The organism is Nodosilinea sp. FACHB-141 (assembly GCF_014696135.1).
Taxonomy (GTDB): domain Bacteria; phylum Cyanobacteriota; class Cyanobacteriia; order Phormidesmidales; family Phormidesmidaceae; genus Nodosilinea.
This window is the reverse complement of the sequence record NZ_JACJPP010000007.1, coordinates 828049-846664: the sequence shown is the minus strand read 5'-3', so window position 1 is coordinate 846664 and position 18616 is coordinate 828049. Positions and strand designations below refer to the sequence as shown.

Below are 18616 nucleotides of genomic sequence, written 5' to 3'. Positions count from 1 at the left end.
GTAGCTAGCTCAACGTGGTCTTGACCTTCTCCTGCGCGGGACATGTCACCCATAGCGAGAGGATGGGGAATCCTGGTGTTTGGGTTGAGCAATTGGAACAGTGGAGCAACAGCTATGGAAAGTGCCAGGGCGATCGCAAGTAGGTTCATGCTGTCCACTGTGGCCTTCGGTTTGGTAGGCTGTGGCCTGTCTGTCAATACATTAAATACATTGCTGCCGGTTGGTCCCGCCGAGGTGTCTACTGAGGCCTCTGAGGCGGCTACCGCCCCTGAACCGCTCGTTTTACCCATTGCCGCCGAGTCGGCTCCGGTGCCACCCGCCCCGACCCCAGATTCCTTTCGAGAGGCGGTGAATCGGGCCACTAGCGCTGTCGCCATTGGTCAGTCGGCCCAGTCTAAGGCTGATTGGCAGCTGGCCGCCAGTCGCTGGCAGCAGGCGATCAACCTGATGGAGCAGGTGCCCAGCAACAGCCCCAACCACGCTCAGGCCCAAACCAAGGCCCAGGAGTATAAACAACACCTGACGGCGGCTCAGAGGCGGGCCACGGGTTCTATCGTGCCAGCGGCGGCCCTTGCCCCTGCCCCCAAGGCAGTTTTACCGGCTGGGTTGGCGGCCCAAATCCCGATTCAGGGGCGGCAGGGAGGCACACCGATTGTGGCCGTTACCCTAAAGGGCAGCAGCGGTGCTCAGACCTTCCCCATGCTGTTTGACACCGGGGCCACCGGCACCTTAATTACCGCCGAGATGGCCCAGGCGGTGGGGGTCACCATTGTGGGCGCAATCCAGGCCAGAATCGCTGACGGCAGCGTGGTGAGCCTGCCTGTTGGCTATGTGGATGCCGTGGAATTGGGTGGCCTCCGTCGCGAACAGGTGATAGTCGCTATCGGCGGCAGCTACGGCCTGCTAGGGCAGGACGTCTACGGTGAATATGGCATCGCTATTGGGTCTCACCAGATCAACCTGCACCAGTGAGAACAAATCTTTGGGGTAGCCTGGCTCAGAGACTAAGAATGCGTGAGAATAGGCAGCAGGTTTCGCACTATCTTCACCTATGGCTGTCTCTGTATTGCCCGCCGCTGCGGGGCTAAGTGAACCCACCTCGATCGCAATGGCAGCCCAAGTACAGGTGGCGGCAATCAACACACTGCTCGCTGACGTCGCTATTCCCACAGCCTACGTGGCAGGAACGGATGGCGGCAACACACCGCCTCTGCTGCTGATCCCTGGATTTGACAGCTCGCTGCTTGAGTTTCGCCGGCTGCTGCCGCTGCTGGGCTCCCAAGCCTGGGCCGTCGATTTGCTGGGGTTTGGGTTTAGCGATCGCACTCTCATCCCTAATCTCTCGCCTGGGGCCATCAAGCTGCACCTGTACAGCTTTTGGCAACAGCAGATCAACCGTCCGGTGGTGTTAGTAGGGGCCTCAATGGGCGGGGCCGCCGCCATCGACTTTGCCCTGACCTACCCCGAGGCCGTAGCTGGCCTAGTGCTGATTGATGCCGCTGGCTTTGCCGCTGGCCCTGCCATGGGCAACCTAATGGTGCCGCCACTGGATAGCTGGGCCACGGCCTTTTTGCGCAGTCCTAGGGTGCGGCGTAGCATTAGCCGTCAGGCCTACTTCGACAAAACCTTCGTCACCGCCGATGCAGAACTGTGCGCCGCCCTGCACCTCCAGTGCCCTGGCTGGCAGGAGGCCCTGATTGCCTTCACTAAGAGCGGCGGCTACAACTTTTTGACCACCAAAATTCCCGCAATCGCCTGCCCTACCCTGGTGATCTGGGGCGAGCAGGACAAAATTTTGGGCATAAAAGACGCGCGGCGGTTTGAGCGGGCGATCGCCGGCTGCAAGCTGGTTTGGATTCCCAACTGTGGCCATGTGCCCCACCTGGAAAAACCTCAAGAGACGGCGGCGGCGATCGCCCCTTTTGTCGCCCAACTCGTCCCCACATCCTGACCTAATAGTCCGAAACTTGTCCCTTGAGGGTGCCAACGGGCAGCAAATTTATCGCCAATGTTTCAAGATATGAATGAAGAGGCGCTTAGATCCTGGGCGCGATCGAGGCAACCCCAACCATTTGGAGCCATCCGCAAACGGGTATGACGCAACTTTTTCCCCAGACCAGCACCGTTGATACCGCCACTTTAGAGACGAACGGCACCGCGCCTGCTGCCCCCCTTAGCCCCTTTACAGCACGCCATTTGGGGCCAACTGCTGACGATACAGAGGCTATGCTCACGGCCCTGGGCTACGCCACTTTGAGTGAGCTGATTGACGCCACTGTGCCTACGGCAATTCGGCTACCACACGCCCTCAAGCTGCCCCAAGGGGCAGATGAGGCCACAGCTCTAGCCCAGCTCAAAACCCTCGCTAACCAAAATCAAGTGTGGCGGTCATACCTCGGTCTGGGCTATGCCAACACTTTCACACCGGCAGTGGTTCAGCGCAACGTGCTTGAAAATCCCGGCTGGTACACCCAATACACCCCCTACCAGCCCGAAATTTCCCAGGGTCGCCTCGAAGCCCTGCTCAACTTCCAAACCCTGGTCACCGACCTGACCGGCATGGAAATTGCCAACGCCTCCCTGCTCGACGAGGGCACTGCCGCCGCCGAGGCCATGACTTTGGCCTTCAACGCCCGCAAGCAAAAAGATGCCAAAACCTTCTGGGTCTCCGCCGCCTGCCATCCGCAAACCATTGATGTGGTCAAAACCCGTGCCCTTCCCCTCGGCATTGAGGTCGTTGTGGGCGACCACCAAACCCTGAGCTTCGACACTCCAGTGTTTGGGGTGCTGCTGCAATACCCCGCCACCGATGGGGTCATTTACAACTACGAAGACTTTGTCACCCAGGCCCATGCCAACCATGCCCTGGTCACTGTCGCCGCCGACCTGCTCAGCCTGACCCTGCTGCGTCCCCCTGGTGAATTTAGCGCTGACATTGTGGTCGGCAACACCCAGCGCTTTGGGGTGCCCTTGGGCTTTGGCGGCCCCCACGCCGCCTTCTTTGCCACTCGCAACAGCTTTGCTCGCAAATTGCCCGGCCGCTTGGTGGGCGTCTCTAAAGACACCTACGGCAACCCCGCCCTGCGCCTCACCCTGCAAACCCGCGAACAGCACATCCGCCGCGACGCCGCCACCAGCAATATTTGCACCGCTCAGGTACTGCTGGCGATTATGGCCAGCATGTATGCGGTGTATCACGGGCCAGAGGGGTTAAGAGCGATCGCCTCCCGCATCCATTACCAGACCCAAACCCTCGCTGCCGCCCTCACCGAGGCTGGCTTTGAGCTGGGCAAAGAGCCGGTATTTGATACGTTGCGGGTTGGAGTGGGCGATCGCCAAGCTGCCATCCTCACCCGTGCCGCCAATCACCGCATTAACTTGCGCATACTCGACGCTGAAACCCTGATCATCGCCCTCGACGAGACTGTCACCGAAGCAGATCTTCAAGACCTAATCACCGTCTTCACCGGCGATCTAAATTCAGAATTCAAAATTCAAAACTCAAACCTCACTCACTCCCTTACCCCCTCACTCCCCCACGCCCTCACCCGCACCACCCCTTACCTCACCCACCCCACCTTCAACCGCTACCACTCCGAAACGGAGATGTTACGGTACCTCTATCGCCTGCAAAACAAAGATCTTTCCCTAGCAACGGCGATGATTCCGCTGGGGTCATGCACCATGAAGCTCAACGCCACCGCTGAGATGGTGCCCATCACCTGGCCGGAGTTTGGCCAGATTCACCCCTTTGCGCCCAGCGAGCAAACCCCAGGCTATCGGCAGCTGTTCGCCGATTTAGAAACCTGGCTGGCTGAAATTACTGGGTTTGATGGCGTTTCGCTCCAACCCAACGCCGGAGCCCAGGGTGAATACGCGGGCCTGCTAGTGATCCGCGAATATCACCAGCAGCGGGGTGACTACCACCGCAACGTCTGCCTGATTCCCCAGTCGGCCCACGGCACCAACCCCGCCAGCGCAGTCATGGCCGGCATGAAGGTCGTTCCCGTTGCTTGCGACGAAGACGGCAACATCGATGTGACTGACCTACAAGCCAAGGCCGAAAAGCACAGTGAGAATTTGTCAGCGCTGATGGTTACCTACCCCTCCACCCACGGGGTATTTGAGGCGGGCATTGCTGAAATCTGTGCGATCATCCACACCCATGGCGGCCAGGTCTATATGGATGGAGCCAACATGAATGCCCAGGTGGGTCTCTGCCGCCCCGCCGACTTTGGGGCCGATGTCTGCCACCTCAACCTGCACAAAACCTTCTGCATTCCCCACGGGGGCGGCGGGCCGGGAGTTGGCCCAATCGGGGTGAAAGCGCATTTAGTACCTTATCTGCCGGGGCACAGTCTAACGAGCGGCGTCGGCGGCAAGCAGGGCATCGGCGCGGTAACGTCGGCTCCCTGGGGCAGCGCTAGCATTCTGCCGATTTCGTGGATGTACATTGCCATGATGGGCGGCGCGGGGCTAACGCGGGCCACAGAAATTGCCATTCTCAACGCCAACTACATTGCCCAGAGATTAGCGGGGCACTACGACATTCTCTATACCGGGCAGAACGGACGGGTAGCCCACGAGTGCATTCTCGACGTGCGACCCTTTAAAAAGTCGGCGGATATTGGGGTCGAGGATGTGGCCAAACGGCTGATCGACTACGGCTTTCACCCACCCACCATGTCGTGGCCGGTGGCGGGCACGCTGATGGTAGAACCCACCGAAAGTGAAGCAAAGGCAGAGCTAGATCGCTTCTGCGACGCGATGATTGCCATTCGCGAGGAAATTCGCGCGATTGAGACTGGGGAAAGCGATCGCAACAACAACCTGCTGAAAAACGCCCCTCACACGGCGATCGATCTGGTGTCTGACTGGGATCGCCCCTACAGCCGGGAGCAGGCGGTGTTTCCCACGCCGTTTACCCGCAACGCCAAGTTTTGGCCAGCGGTGAACCGCATTGATCAGGCCTACGGCGATCGCAACCTGATTTGCTCCTGCGCCGGAATGGATACCTACAGCGAAGCCTAAGAGGTTTTCTCGCTCGGAAATTCCTCAAAATCGCTGCAAGCTGGGGCTTTGCCTTTAAGCTGAAGCTGTTAAGTTGCTAGACGTTCACCGTAATGGCTAATTCTCCGCAACCTCGGGTGATTTTTTTAGATGCGGTTGGCACGCTGTTTGGGGTGGCGGGTAGCGTTGGCGCCGTCTACGCCGACCTTGCCCAGCACCACGGCATTGAGGCTGACCCTGCGGCCTTAAATCAAGCGTTTTTCAAGGCTTTCAGAGCGGCCCCAGAAATGGCTTTCCCCGGCAGCGACCCCGCTGCGGTACCCGAGCAAGAGTATCGCTGGTGGCGGGTAATTGCTCAACAAACCTTTAGCAGTGCCGGGGTGCTCGATCGCTTCGTAGACTTTGACAGCTTCTTTGCCGACCTCTACGCCTACTTTGCCACCGCCGCACCCTGGGAACTCTACCCCGACGTGCCCCCGGCCCTCGATCGCTGGCGGCGGCGCGGCATCACCCTGGGGGTGATCTCAAACTTTGACACTCGGCTGTATCAAGTGCTCGAAGAACTCAATCTAGCCACCTATTTCAGTTCAGTTACGCTGTCATCTGAGGCTGGGGCAGCTAAGCCCGACCCGCTAATTTTTGCCACCGCACTGCAAAAGCACCGCTGCGACGCCAGCCAAGCCTGGCACATCGGCGACAGCAAAACTGACGATTTTGAAGGGGCCAAAGCCGCTGGGCTGCACGGCATCCTAGTCAAACGACCCGTGAGTGGGCAGCCGTGAGTAGGGTCGACCCTCTGCGTCACCGCCCCATCCGCACGACTCAGCCACCAGCGCCCTAAGCTCTGGTGCCCGTAAAGGCCAACTCCGCAGGGCCAGTCATGTAAACGCGATTGTCGGCGGCTGACCACTCGATGTAGAGGGGTCCACCGGGGAGTTCGACCGTGGCGGCGCGATCGCACACCCCATTCAGCACCCCCGCCACCAGAGAGGCGCAGGCCCCAGTGCCACAGGCCAGGGTAATGCCTGCCCCCCGCTCCCACACTCGCATTTTGAGATAGTCGGGCCGCACGACTTGAATGAACTCGGTATTGATGCGCTGAGGAAACACGCTGTGGTGCTCGAACTGAGGGCCAAGATTTTCTAGCGCGATCGCCTCCACATCCTCCACAAACGTAATGCAGTGGGGGTTGCCCATACTGACGCAGGTCACGTCCCAGGTTTGCTCCGCTACCGTCAGCGGTACAGCGACCACCTTCTGCTCAGCCGCCGCCAGGGTCGTCGGAATCTCCCTCGCCAGCAGGTAGGGCGGCCCCATATCCACCGTCACCTGGCCATCCGGCTGCAGGGTGGGCGAAATCAGCCCCGCCAAGGTGTGAATCCGGTAGGTGTGGGGAGCCTGGGGCGCTTTGCCATCAGCAGCTTCTAGGGTCTCTAAAAACTTGGCCATACAACGAATGCCGTTGCCGCACATCTCCGGCTCTGAGCCGTCGGAGTTATAGATGCGCATGGTGTAATCGGTGTCCCCCTGCCCCGGCAGCGCAAAGATCACCCCGTCAGCGCCAATACCAAAATGGCGATCGCACCACTGCACCGCCATCTCCGGGCTAATCACAGGCTCCACCTGGTGACGGTTATCCACCAAAACAAAGTCGTTGCCCAGGCCGTGGTACTTGCTGAATTCCATAACGCGCCGCTGCTGAATGAGTGAAATTTAATTATCGACCAAAGTGGGGAAATGAGGAGGTAGAAGGGATGGGGGAGTTAGGGAAGCTAAGGGAGATAGAAAAAATTTGGATTCGGAATAGCCCGGATTGAGATTGAGGCGGCACCGATCTTTCCCATGCCCCTCACCTTCCCGACCTTTCTGGTTGCCTCACTTTCCTTAACAAATTCCCTCGCCTTGTAACCTAGCCCTGCTAAACGGGGTACCGTAAGACCAGCATAAGTTCAGTGGCCTAGTACCATGTCTCAAGAATTTGCCACCGGGTTGCCGAGCGTGCGACAGGTTCAAAATCTAATTCGCGATAACGCCCCGATTGAGGTCAAGCTCATCACCGGCGACGTTATTACTGGTCGGGTCGTATGGCAAGACCCCCAGTGCATCTGCATACAAACCGAAGACCAGAGCAAGCACCAAATTTGGAAGCAGGCCATTGGCTTCCTAAAATATTCTTAATTCGTCGCTGTGCCCCCAAGCAGTCTTCACATGTTCCTGTGGTCTGCCGAATTGATTGGGGAAAACTAACCCCAGGTGGATGCCTACCCCTGTTGATATTCCAGTCCCCTGATTTCCAGTAAAAGCCGTTAATCCGCCAGTTTCATGGAGCTTTTGGCCAAATGACTATCGAAAAAATTGTTGAACAAGCCCTACAAGACGGCTACCTTACCCCCGCCATGGAGGCCGAAGTAGGTCGCATTTGCGACACCGCTGCCGAGCTTTCGATTGAAGAATATATGGCTCTCGATCGCCTAATGGGAGCTCTGCTCACCGGCGAAGTAGTGGCTGTGCCCCGCAAGCAGTTCATCAATGTGATGGAAGAACTGGTGCTGACCGAGGCGATTTCGCGAGTGGCTGAGATCGAGTCTACCTCTGACAAAACCCTTGATTTAGGCGATATTGCCGCCTACGCCCTCAACCGGCTGCCGCCCCTCTACGCCACCACCGAAGAAGGCGCCAACTTTCAGCGCGAAAATGCCCGAGGTGAGCTGTCTGCCCTAATTGCCGACCAGGTGCAACAGGCCATCTCCCGCAACCTCGACAAGCCCGACTTTTACCCCGAGCGCCAAATCATTCAGAAGAAAACTGGCGACAACGTGCTCAGCCAAGTCAGCTCGCTGCTGCAAGACCACGCCCACAAGTTTGAGCCGGCACCCAAGGCATAGCACGGCATCCAGGGCAGTGGCCTCAGCTTACTTCCCAGTTTTTACCAGGGCCAGATCTAGCCAGCTTGGCGCGATCGTGGCCCTAGTTTATTTTTAAAGCTAGAACGGGTACACCCGCGGAGCAATGAGCACTGTTAGCACCCAAAAGGCCAGGTTAAAGGGAATGCCCACCCGCAGGAAATCGGTAAATTTATAGCCACCGGGGCCGTAGACCATGAGGTTGGTTTGATAACCAATCGGGGTGCTAAAGCTGGCCGAAGCAGCAATCATCAGCGCCACCACAAAGGGAATGAAGCTTACCCCCAAACTTTGGGACAGCGACAGCGCAATGGGAAACACCACCGCCGCCGCCGCGTTGTTAGTAATCACCTCGGTGAGGACGGTGGTTACGCCGTAGACAATCGCTAGGGCCACCCAGGGGTTATCGCCAGCCAGGCCCAGTACCCCGTTCGCCAGCACGGCGGCGGCTCCTGTGACCTCCAAGGCCTTGCCCAGACCCAGGGCGGCGGCTACCACCAGCAGCACCGACCAGTCAATGGCGCGCAAGCCCTGCTGAAATGAGCAGCAGCCGGTGATGATAATCAGTAGGGCAGCTAAGGTAGCGGCATTGAGCATCTCCATCCAGCCAAAGGTGGCTAGGGCCACCATAAGCACTAAGATGACCAGGGCCACGGGGGCGCGATCGTGGCGTAGCGGGTCGGAGTTGGGCACCTCGCTAACCAGGTAAAAATCACGGGAAGCCCGACGCTCCTCTAAAAACGAGGGATTGGCTTCTAATAGTAAGGTGTCACCTGTTTGAAGCCGAATATCGCCGATTTTGCCCGACAAGCGCTCACCATTGCGGCCCACTGCCAGCACCACCGCCCCGTAGCGGCTGCGAAACTTGCCCTGGCGAATGGTGATGCCCACCAGCGGACAGGTGTTCGACACCACCGCTTCCACCAGGGTACGCTCAGTGCGAGGGGTATCGAGCTTAAACACCTGGTCAGTGGCAGGCTGCAATCCCCGAATTTGGTTGAGGTCAACAATCGAGTCGACCATGCCCACAAACACCAATTGATCTTGCTCTTGCAGCATCTCCTGGGGACCGATGGCAGTTAACAGCCGCCCTGCCCGCTGAATTTCAGTTAGATATAGCCCCGGCAGATGGCGTAACCCAGCCTGTTCGACGGTTTTACCCGCCAGGGGACTGTGGTTTTCGACCACCATTTCGACGGTGTACTCTCGCGGGTCATCAGTGTCGGTAATGGCGGGCTTGCGCTGGGGCAGCAGCCAGCGCTGGGCCAAAACTAGCATGAGAGTACCGGCGATCGCACAAGGCACCCCCACCGGCACCAGATCAAACAGCTTTAGCCCTGGGTAATCAGTTTCAGACACTAGCAGCCCGTTGACCACCAAGTTGGTGCTGGTACCAATCAGCGTGCACATGCCTCCCATAATCGCTGCATAGCTGAGCGGAATCATCAGCTTGGAGGGGCTAATGCGCAGCTTGCGGCACCAGTCGCTAACCACCGGGATAAACATCGCCACAACCGGCGTGTTGTTGAGAAAGGCGCTCATGCCCAGCACTGGCAGAATTAGCCGCAGTAGCGCTGTAGTTTGCCCCTTGGGTAGGCCCAACACCGCGCGAGAAATTATGTCTAACCCGCCGGTTTGCTGCAGCCCAGCAACAACGATGTACAGCACGCCCACCGTCATCATGCCGGGGTTGCTAAACCCAGCCAGGGCAGTAGCCGTATCGAGCACACCGGTCAGCAACAGAATGGCCAGAGCCGCTAGGAAAATCGCATCAGCCGGCAGGGTGGTCAGAGCGTTGAGCAAAAAAGCGCCCAGCGTCACTCCAATCGTTAACCAGCCTCCCCAGGTCAGCTGCTCCGGCAGCATCACCAGCCTTAGGCCCAGAGCACTCCCCACAACGATGGCCAATCCAATGACCAGAGCGGCGACAAGGACGCCCTTGTGAACCGTTTTTTCAACCAGAAACGTATCGTATCGCTGCCTGTCCTGGAGGGAATCGTATTCCATAAAAAGCTACCCGGGGATACTACCCAAACAGGGAAAAATACAGCTATGGTGCCCGCTCAATCGCTGAAACGGCTAACCGCCTTATCGGCGAATTGAGTCGATGACCGCTTCAAAGGGGATTGCCGAGCGCTCATTTCAGACGAGGACAATTGACGTGAAATTCATTTTGAATTGAAACAGGTTCTCACTCTATTCATCTTAACAGCGAGAGCACTGCGAATTAACCTGGCTTGGCGTTAGCCCCAGCCAGTGACCGCAACAACAGTGACCGTAAAATCTTACTTCTACGCGATCGGGGCGGCATCTCTGGGTTCGGAGCCGCCAATTTCTGTGGCAAACGCAGGCCGCTGGTTGCTCCAAGGGCTAACCTGTTCAAGCTGCGCGGCCAGAGCAAGCAAAGTGGCTTCGTCAGCAGGGCGACCTACCAGCTGCACGCCGAGGGGCAATCCGTTGGGACCAAAGCCTCGGGGAATAGCCAGGGCGGGCTGGCCGCTGGCGTTAAAGGGTGGACAGGGGGCGACCCAGTTGATGACATTTTCAAGCACTTTGGGCGATCGCAGCCCCTTCCACTCACCAACTTTGATCGTGGGGTGCATAAACACCGGCAAAATCAATACATCGTAGGGCTGACAAAATCTCACGACCTGGCGAGCCACTTGCTGGAGCTTGGTCACCGATCGCAGATAGGCGCCGCTGTTAATTCGCCAGGCCCGCCAGTAGAGCCAGCGATTCATCTTTTCCATGACTACCCAGGGCACGCCCACCTCGGTCAACACCGATTGCCACACCACCACAAAGGGCTCGATCAAGTCTGCCAGGTTGGGAAAAATCACCTCTTCAGCCCTGTGACCCAGATCTTCGACCTGCTGCACGGTTTCGTAGATGGCCTGGCGGCAGACAGGGTCAACCTCACCAATGGGGTCAAGCCGGGTAGCGTAACCGATTCGCAGCGGTTTGGGCGGCGCATCCAGCCCAGCCAAGAACGACGGCTCTGGATCGGGTAGCCAGTAGGGGTCACCCACTTCGTAACCGCTGAGCACATCCAACAGAGCGGCTGTGTCAGCCACGGTACGTCCCAGGGGGCCATTAACCGCCAGCCCGTTAAGCCGCTCTCCTATGGGTGAAAAGCTGATTCGTCCCCGAGAAGCCTTCATGCCCACTAGGCCGCAGCAAAAGGCCGGGCCGCGCAGCGAACCGCCACCATCCGAGCCCTGGGAAATTGCGCACAGCCCTGCCGCCAAGGCCGCTGCCGCCCCGCCGCTGGAGCCCCCTGGCGTGTAGTTCAAATTCCACGGGTTGCGGGCAGGTAGAAAGCCTGGTGGCTCAGTGTAGGGCAGCGAACCAAGCTGGGAGGTGGCGGTTTTGCCCAGAATAATCATCCCCGCCTGGCGCAGCTTGCCGACGATGTAGTCGTCTTCGGGGGCAATGAGATTGCAGGCGGCCTTGAGCCCATAGGCGCAGGCCACCCCCTCCACTGGGTTCAGATCTTTGACAGAGACCGTTACTCCAAACAACGGCGGCAAACCTTCAGGATTGCTCACCAAGTGCTCGGTTTTAGCCCTGGCATCGGCTAGGGCCTGTTCTGCCATCACCGTCACATAGGCCCCCAGGGCCGGGTTGAGCCGCTCGATGCGCTCCAGATAAATTTCCGCTAGCTCTAGGGGCGAGATGTCTTTATTGCGAATCAGCCGAGCTTGTTCGAGGGCGGGCAAGAAGGCAAGATCGACTGAATTCATAGCTACAGGGTTAAGGACTGGGGATTGTTTTCAATCACGTTGGCCAGATCCTTGAGGAAAGCGGCAGCATCTGCCCCATAGATGACGCGGTGATCGCAGGTGATGTTGACCTGCATCTGGCGCTTGACACCCATCAAGCCCTCCGGGGTGGCGACCACCGTGGGGCGAGAGGCCCCGATCGCCAGAATCGATCCTTGCCCTGGCGGCAAAATCGCGTCGAAGCGATCGACTCCAAACATGCCCAGGTTCGACAGGGTGAAGGTGCCAGAGGTGTACTCATCGGGCTGAAGTTGCTTGGAGCGCGATCGCGCCACCAGGTCGGCCCAGGTGCGCGACAACGAATAGATATCGTACTGGTCGGCATTCTTCAGCACCGGGGTAATCAGGCCGCCCCCTTCCATCGCCACCGCCACAGCGATATTGATGCCTGAGTGGTACTGCACGCCCTGGTCGGTAAAGCCGGCGTTGAGTAGGGGGTGCTTTTGGAGGGTGACAGCTACGGCCTTGGCCAGCAGCGCAGTCATGGTCACCCCCTTAGACTTGATTTGCTTGTAGAGGGCATCCAAACTGTCGGTGGTGATGGTGTAGCCTACGTGGAAGGTGGGCACCGCCAGACTGGCCACCATGTTGCGAATGACGGCCTGCTGCAGGGTGTTGAAGGGCACGACCTGGCCTAGAGGTGCCGCACTGGGAGTTGGAGCCGCTGGAGCAGCGGCGGGAGTCATAGGGGCGGCAGCGGGAGCCACAGACACCGGCGGCACCACCGCTGCTAGAGGCGTTGCCACCGGACCGGTGACAGTAGGATTTTTACCCGCTGCTAGCTCTACATCTTGGGCCACAATGCGACCGTGGGGGCCGCTGCCCTGGAGGCTAGTGAGGTCTACCTTGAGGTCTTTGGCCAGCTTGCGAGCGCGGGGAGAAATAACCACTCGACCGCTACGGCCGGAGGACGCTCCATTTTGGGCAGCAGGGGCCGGAGCTTCAACCACGGCCACCGGGGCAGCAGCTTCAGGATTGGGGGCAGAGTCACCTCCGGCGGTACCGGATTTAGCAGCGGCCTGCTGTTTAGCGGTTTCAACTTCGGCTTCGGTTTCGGCCAACAGGGCGATCGCCTCACCCACTGGGGCTGTGCCGCCTGCTTCCACCACAATGGCGGCCAAGATCCCTTCGTGGAACGACTCCACATCCATGTCGGCCTTGTCGGACTCGACAATCACCACCGTTTCGCCTTTTTCCACCCTATCGCCGGGGGCTTTGACCCAAGACACAATCTTGCCTTCGGTCATAGTTGAGCTGAGGGCAGGCATAAAGACTTCGCGAATCATGGAGGTGACTTCCGAAACAGAGTTAAAACGACAGAGCAGCAGAGATGCCAAGGATTTATTCTATCCCCAAGGCTGAACCGTTCGAGCGTTTAAAACGTTCAAACGGGGGCGAGCTAAAACGCGCCTAGACTAGAGTTCGCCGCGAATCTCTTGAATCACGCCGTCCTTGATCAAAATTTCGACCTGGAGCTTGCGCACCAGATTGTCGCCCACCGAGACATTGAAAAAACTCTCGACCTTGCCCTGCTCCACTTCGGCATCGACCGCTATGGTCTGCACTTCCTGGAGCTGCTGTAGGCTCTGGTTCTTTTGCTGGAGAAGCTTGCTCTTGTCTTGGTTGAGCTGATTCTGAATATTGCCCATCTGCTGCTGAATGGTGCCGCTGGTGGGCTGCCCTTCGGCCTGTTTTTGCAACTCAGCTACCATGCGCTGGCCCTGCATTTCGAGCTGCTGCAGACGACCGTCAACCTGGTTAATTTGGGCCTGTAGCTGCTTTTGGGCTTCTTCTTTCCACAGGGGAGTCACAATGGCTTTAATGTTGACCACCCGCTTGAGCAGCAGCGTTTGATTCTCATCCATAATCTTTGACGCAATAAAGAAATTACCAATACGGACTACGACCACCAGCAGGCATGGCCGGACTATTCTGCGTGGCACAACCGCAGGTTGGTGAAGTCTTTACACCACCGACAGCTACACAAACATCGCGTCAATCATATCGCGATACCGGGCCGTAACCACGGGACGGCGGACTTTTAGGGTTTGGGTGAGCAAGCCGTTGTCGACGGAGAAGGGTTCGAGAACCAGGCGGAAGGGGCCGACGCGATCGTCGGGGCGATAGCCAGGGCGATCTTTAGCCTCGCGACCCAGCTCATCGCGAAACAGCTTCTGCACCCGTTCATCGTCGAGGGTAATGGCGGTGCAGTCGGCGGAGGCGGGGGTGTCATCGCCCGGCACCGCCACGAACAGCGAGTGAGTGGCCGCCCAGGCCTGCAAAGCCTCTAGGTTAGGCACGATCAGAGCACCGAGCGATCGCTGATCTTGACCCACCAGCATAATCTGGTCGATGTATTTGCTGCGAATGCAGGCGTCTTCGATGGGCTGCGGCTCAATGTTTTCGCCGTTAGTGAGCACGATGGTGTCCTTGGCCCGTCCGGTGAGCACCACGTTGCCATCGCGGCTGATCCAGCCCAGGTCGCCCGTGTCAAACCAGCCCTCGGGGTTGATGGCCTTTTGAGTGGCCTCAGGGTTACGGTAGTAGCCCTCCATAATCTGCGGTCCCCGCGCCAGCACTAGCCCCTGGTCACCCTGGGGCAGATCTTGGCGGGTTTCAGGATCCACCACCTTGATTTCGGTAAAGGGAATGGGTTGCCCTGCGGCCCCGCGAAGGTTACGCCAGGGGCGGCGGGCCGAGAGCACCGGCGCCGTTTCGGTGAGGCCGTAGCCCACTAGCAGGGGTACGCCGATGATTTCAAAGAAAATGTCGATGTGCCGAGCCAGAGAGCCGCCGCCGCTGATCAGCTGCTTCACCTGACCGCCGGTCGCCTCGCGCACTTTGCCGTAGACCAGCTTTTTGCCCAGCTGATGCAGGGGCCACAGGGCCAGGGCGGCTATTCCTGAACCCAGTCGCTTCAGGGATGGCAGGCCAGGCTCGTCGATTTTCATATCCTGGTAGCGCCAGAGGTTTTCGACGTAGCGCTGGCTAAGGCCAAAAAAGGTGAAGATCAGCTTTTGCTTGCCGGGGCTTTGTTCACGAAACTGCTTTTGCGCCCCTTCGTAAATCGACTCCCACAGGCGGGGCACCCCCACCATGTACTGAGGTTTGGTGGCCTTGAGGTCGGCCTTGAGGTGGCGAATGCTGCTGTAGGTCTGGGTGCAGCCCCGCGACAGCAAAAAGTATTCAGCGGTGCGCTCAAAGCTGTGCCAGGAGGGCAAAATGCCCACCACGCGATCGCCCGGTTTGGGCTGCACCACCGCCTCCAGGGTGTTGATCTGGTGCAGCAGGTTGCGGTGGCTGAGCATCACCCCCTTGGGTTGGCCAGTAGTACCGGAGGTGTAGATCAGCGTGGCCAAATCTTCGGGCTTGATAGGGACTGGGGTGTAAGGATGATTGCTCCCCAAGGCCATTAGCTGAGCGAAGTTAAGAATTTTGAGGCGATCGCCCTCGGGCGGTTCCTCGTCCGACAGCAAAATCACCAGGGGAATGGGCAGGGTTTCAATGCGATCGCGCAGTCGCTTCAGCAGCGCCAAGGTTTCTACCACCAGCACCGTGCTCTCGCTGTGCTCGGCGATGTAGGCCAGTTCTTCTTTCTCGGCGGTGGCGCTGCGCACAGCGTTCATGCCGCCAGCGGTCATAATGCCCTGGTCGGCAATGAACCAGCGGTGGCTGTTGTCGGCAAACAGGGCTACATGGGCGCGGTTTTCAACCCCTAGGGCCTGCAAGCCGCTGGCGAAGGTGCGAATGGCCTCAGCTAGTTGACGGTAGGTGAGGGTGGCGGCGGGCTTGTAGTGGGGGTCGTTGAGGGCTACCGTATCGCCGTATTTCTCCGCCGCAATCGGCCAAACTTCGTGCAGAGCCTGGAGCCGTTCGTAGGGATTGTGGGCTTCTAGGCAGGCGCGATCGCGCTGTCGCACCTCTTGCAATGCAGTTGTAGATACGGGCATAGCGGCCACCAAGAGTTTAGAAAAAGCCTGCGGTAATCCTACCGCAGCCTGACTCAAGGCTAGCCCTAAAGCTTATAGGCCTTAACATTGCTCCTTCCAGAAGTTGAACTGGCTGGGGAGAGAGATTGGGTGCGATCGCAAACCTTCAGACTGTATTCAGCTCATCGCGAACAGCTTTTATTTTTGGCGGCGCAAAATATAGATAGTCAGGGTTAGACGGCCTAGCAACCGCTGAAACCGTTCCGCCAAGTTCTGTATTCGAGTCCAGCGAGACTCAAGTGCTCATGTTATGCACCTCTTGCCAAAACAAACCCCACTGCTTGGCCGCCCAGCTGGCCGAGGGGGACGCTGCCTTGGCCCAATTGCTGGGGCAGCTCAGACGCTGTAGCCTCAAACCACCCCGCCGCAGCCTGGGGCAGCGGGTCAAAGCCTACTGGCAGCTACTTCAAACTGCGCTTCACCAAGCTGTCTGGAGGCCCCTCATACTACGCTCACGCTAGCCAGCCTCAAACACCGTCTCGTCTTCCTGGCGCCAGGCGGGGTCAACCAGGCAAATGAACACCAACGGGCTATCTCCGGTGTTGCGAATATGTTGGCGGGCATGGGGCGGAATGTACACAGCGTCCCCCGGCTCGACCAAGCTAGTTTCGCCGTCAATAGACATTTCCCCCTGCCCCGCCAGAATGTAGTACACCTCAGAAGTGGTGAGGGCGTGGGGGGTAGACACCTGCCCCACTGGCAATACTGCGTGGGCCAAACTGTAGCGTAGGGCAAGGTCTTGCTTGTCGGGGTGCAACAGCTCTCGCAGCTGGGTACCGTCACCGGCAACAAATTCAGGGCAGTCAAGCAGTTTACGAATCAGCATGGCAGCGGCAGTTACAGCACCCTTCTACCAGCGGCGCCGACCTAGGTGGGGCGGGTGACAGTGGGAAGGTCGGACAAAGAGGCGGCTTTCTCCGCCATCATAGCCTCAACGGCGGCGGGCGCTAGGGGACGGGAAAACAGATAACCCTGACCCAGCTCGCACCGCAGCGCCTTAAGCTGGGCGTGGTGGCGCGGGGTCTCTACCCCTTCGGCAACTACATCGAGGCCCAGGTTCCAGGCTAAGCGCACTACCGACTGCAAAATCTCCAGCTTTTCAAAGTCTTGGTCGGCGTTTTCAATGAAGGAGCGATCGATCTTAAGGCAGTCAAAGGGGAAGCGGTGCAGATAGCTCAGGGAAGAATAGCCCGTGCCAAAGTCATCCACCAGCAGCTTAATGCCTATGGCCCTGATTTGCTGGAGGGTAGCAATAATGCCGTCGGAGTGATCGATCAGCACCCCTTCGGTCAGCTCAATTTTGAGTCGACGGGCCACAAAGCCGGTGTCATCCAAAATTTTCTGGATTTTCTCAACAATATTCTGCTGCGAAAACTGTTTACTCGACATGTTAACGCTCACCGTAAACTCAGCCATAGCTGGGTATTGCTCAGTCCACACCTGCATCTGCCGACAGGCTTCGGTCAGCACCCACCAGCCCAGGGGAATGATCAGCCCGCTGGTCTCGGCAATGTGGATAAACTCCCCCGGCATCAGCAGCCCTCGGGTGGGATGCTGCCACCGCACCAGGGCCTCAAAGCCGCAAATTTCTTCGTTGCTGATGATGACAATGGGCTGGTAGTGCAGCCGTAGCTCACCGCGATCGAGGGCCTGGCGGAGGTCAACTTCGGTTTGCAGGCGCAGATCTTGTTGCACCCTGAGAGAACTGTCAAACACCTGCCAACCCAGGTCAGGATGCTCTTTAATTTGCTCCATGGCCGCATCAGCATCGCGCAGCCAGTCGAATGCGCTTTGGTAGGTCTCAGAGCCAAAGGCAACACCAATGCTGGCGTTGACATGAACCTGCTGCGGCTGCAGCCCAAAGGGTTGCTGCACTATCGCGTGAATGGTTTCAGTTAGCGTGATCGCGCTAGCCTGGCTGGTCAAATTGTCTAGCAATACAGCAAACTCGTCTCTCCCCAGCCGCGCAACGGTGTTGTCGGAACCAACTTGGGCCTGGAGGCGGGTCCCTAGTTCGACTAGCATTTCGTCGCCCACCTGGTGCCCTAGGTTGTCGTTGATCAGCTTGAACTGCTCTAAACCAATAACCAGCAGCGCCATCACCCGATGAGGGTCATCCTGGGCACAGGCTAGGGCCTGGCCGAGACGATCGATCAACAAATGACGGTTGGGCAGCCCTGTGAGTGGGTCATAGAAGGCCTGCTGCACCAAACTGGCTTCCTGCTGTTTGGCGGCGGAAATATCGCGCAGGGTCAGCAGCGCCATACCAGAAGACAGCCCACCGCTACAGGCCACCCAATGGGTTTGGGGAGGCTGCTCCACGGCCAAGATCAATTCTTCGTTGTGCAGGCGCTGGCCGACGAGCACTCGGTTTAAGGGCAGCTCAGCCGGGGTTAGGGGCTGCTGCTGCGGATCGAGCACCTGGTAATCTGGCTGGTTACCGCTGCCCCCTAACCCAGCGATTCCCCCTGGAAGCAATGCCTTGGCCGCCGCATTGCAAAATAGCAGTGCCCCATTTAGGTCAACCACAACGACCGCGTCGGGCAGGGCGCTCAGCACGGCCAGGTACATCTCGGCATCGGGGCAAGAGGGCTGTGACATAGGGCAGAAGTGAACAAAGGGGAGGTAGCGAAAACTCAGAGCCAGTCTATCGATGGGGCGATCGCACCTGGTAGATTTAGCTTGCCCAAAATACTAGCTGGGGCTCGCCTGGGGCGATCGCTCCCTTAAGCGTAAAGCCCTGATCTGGCTTGAGATTAAGATAAAGTGCTGTAAAGGATGTGTAAGGTCGCCAGGGGCTGCCCCTGGGGTCAGCTCAAGGAAGCCAGTCAAGCCCTAAACTAAAGCTGGTGCATCGGTGGAGAGATTTGACGCGACAGTTCTACACAACAGACTGACCTCGGAGCCGAAGCGAAATCCTGAAGCCGGCTAG

14 protein-coding genes are annotated in these 18616 nt (G+C 58.4%); 6 read left to right on the top strand and 8 right to left on the bottom strand.

All coding sequences use genetic code 11. The features are described from left to right. Window positions 1-114: 114 nt before the first annotated feature. The 4 genes from H6F59_RS07270 to H6F59_RS07255 all read left to right on the top strand — a co-directional run bounded on the left by H6F59_RS07270 (window position 115) and on the right by H6F59_RS07255 (window position 5792). Entirely contained in the window at window positions 115-972 is an 858-nt protein-coding gene (locus H6F59_RS07270; protein ID WP_242021297.1) for a TIGR02281 family clan AA aspartic protease, read from the top strand. A gap of 79 nt (window positions 973-1051) precedes the next feature. Further along, window positions 1052-1951 carry an alpha/beta fold hydrolase gene (locus tag H6F59_RS07265; protein ID WP_190518118.1) on the top strand — a complete coding sequence of 300 codons (900 nt, stop codon included), beginning with the start codon at window positions 1052-1054 and terminating at the stop codon, window positions 1949-1951. Between the two features lie 143 nt (window positions 1952-2094). After that, complete coding sequence (gcvP, locus tag H6F59_RS07260) at window positions 2095-5031, top strand: aminomethyl-transferring glycine dehydrogenase (protein ID WP_190696962.1); 2937 nt, start codon at window positions 2095-2097, stop codon at window positions 5029-5031. 92 nt (window positions 5032-5123) lie between these two features. Then, window positions 5124-5792 carry an HAD family hydrolase gene (locus H6F59_RS07255; protein ID WP_190696957.1) on the top strand — a complete coding sequence of 223 codons (669 nt, stop codon included), beginning with the start codon at window positions 5124-5126 and terminating at the stop codon, window positions 5790-5792. Between the two features lie 55 nt (window positions 5793-5847). Here the strand turns inward: H6F59_RS07255 and dapF are convergent, their stop codons facing one another. Next, on the bottom strand, window positions 5848-6696 hold the full coding sequence (dapF, locus tag H6F59_RS07250) for a diaminopimelate epimerase (protein WP_190696954.1): 849 nt from the start codon (window positions 6694-6696) through the stop codon (window positions 5848-5850). 279 nt (window positions 6697-6975) lie between these two features. Here dapF and H6F59_RS07245 point away from each other — a divergent pair, with 279 nt between their 5' ends. Continuing rightward, complete coding sequence (locus tag H6F59_RS07245; protein ID WP_190518127.1) at window positions 6976-7188, top strand: Hfq-related RNA-binding protein; 213 nt, start codon at window positions 6976-6978, stop codon at window positions 7186-7188. A 161-nt stretch (window positions 7189-7349) separates the two neighbouring features. Further along, a complete protein-coding gene (locus H6F59_RS07240; RefSeq protein WP_190518130.1) occupies window positions 7350-7895 on the top strand; it encodes a late competence development ComFB family protein in 546 nt (181 codons plus the stop codon). 99 nt (window positions 7896-7994) lie between these two features. On the opposite strand, the gene H6F59_RS07235 is transcribed toward H6F59_RS07240, so the two are convergent. From H6F59_RS07235 to H6F59_RS07205, 7 genes are all read right to left on the bottom strand, one after another. After that, window positions 7995-9779 (bottom strand): SLC13 family permease, encoded by a 1785-nt coding sequence (locus tag H6F59_RS07235; RefSeq protein WP_397193119.1) that lies wholly within the window; start codon window positions 9777-9779, stop codon window positions 7995-7997. 425 nt (window positions 9780-10204) lie between these two features. Then, window positions 10205-11656 (bottom strand): amidase, encoded by a 1452-nt coding sequence (locus tag H6F59_RS07230; protein WP_190696948.1) that lies wholly within the window; start codon window positions 11654-11656, stop codon window positions 10205-10207. A 2-nt stretch (window positions 11657-11658) separates the two neighbouring features. Next, window positions 11659-12981, bottom strand: a complete 1323-nt coding sequence (locus H6F59_RS07225; RefSeq protein ID WP_190696945.1) for a dihydrolipoamide acetyltransferase family protein — start codon at window positions 12979-12981, stop codon at window positions 11659-11661. Between the two features lie 129 nt (window positions 12982-13110). After that, complete coding sequence (locus H6F59_RS07220) at window positions 13111-13560, bottom strand: YlqD family protein (protein WP_190696942.1); 450 nt, start codon at window positions 13558-13560, stop codon at window positions 13111-13113. 114 nt (window positions 13561-13674) lie between these two features. Further along, window positions 13675-15645 carry a long-chain fatty acid--CoA ligase gene (locus H6F59_RS07215; RefSeq protein ID WP_190696939.1) on the bottom strand — a complete coding sequence of 657 codons (1971 nt, stop codon included), beginning with the start codon at window positions 15643-15645 and terminating at the stop codon, window positions 13675-13677. Window positions 15646-16141: 496 nt separating this feature from the next. Then, window positions 16142-16510 (bottom strand): cupin domain-containing protein, encoded by a 369-nt coding sequence (locus H6F59_RS07210; RefSeq protein WP_190518137.1) that lies wholly within the window; start codon window positions 16508-16510, stop codon window positions 16142-16144. 41 nt (window positions 16511-16551) lie between these two features. After that, window positions 16552-18285 (bottom strand): bifunctional diguanylate cyclase/phosphodiesterase, encoded by a 1734-nt coding sequence (locus H6F59_RS07205; RefSeq protein ID WP_190696936.1) that lies wholly within the window; start codon window positions 18283-18285, stop codon window positions 16552-16554. Window positions 18286-18616 lie beyond the last annotated feature (331 nt).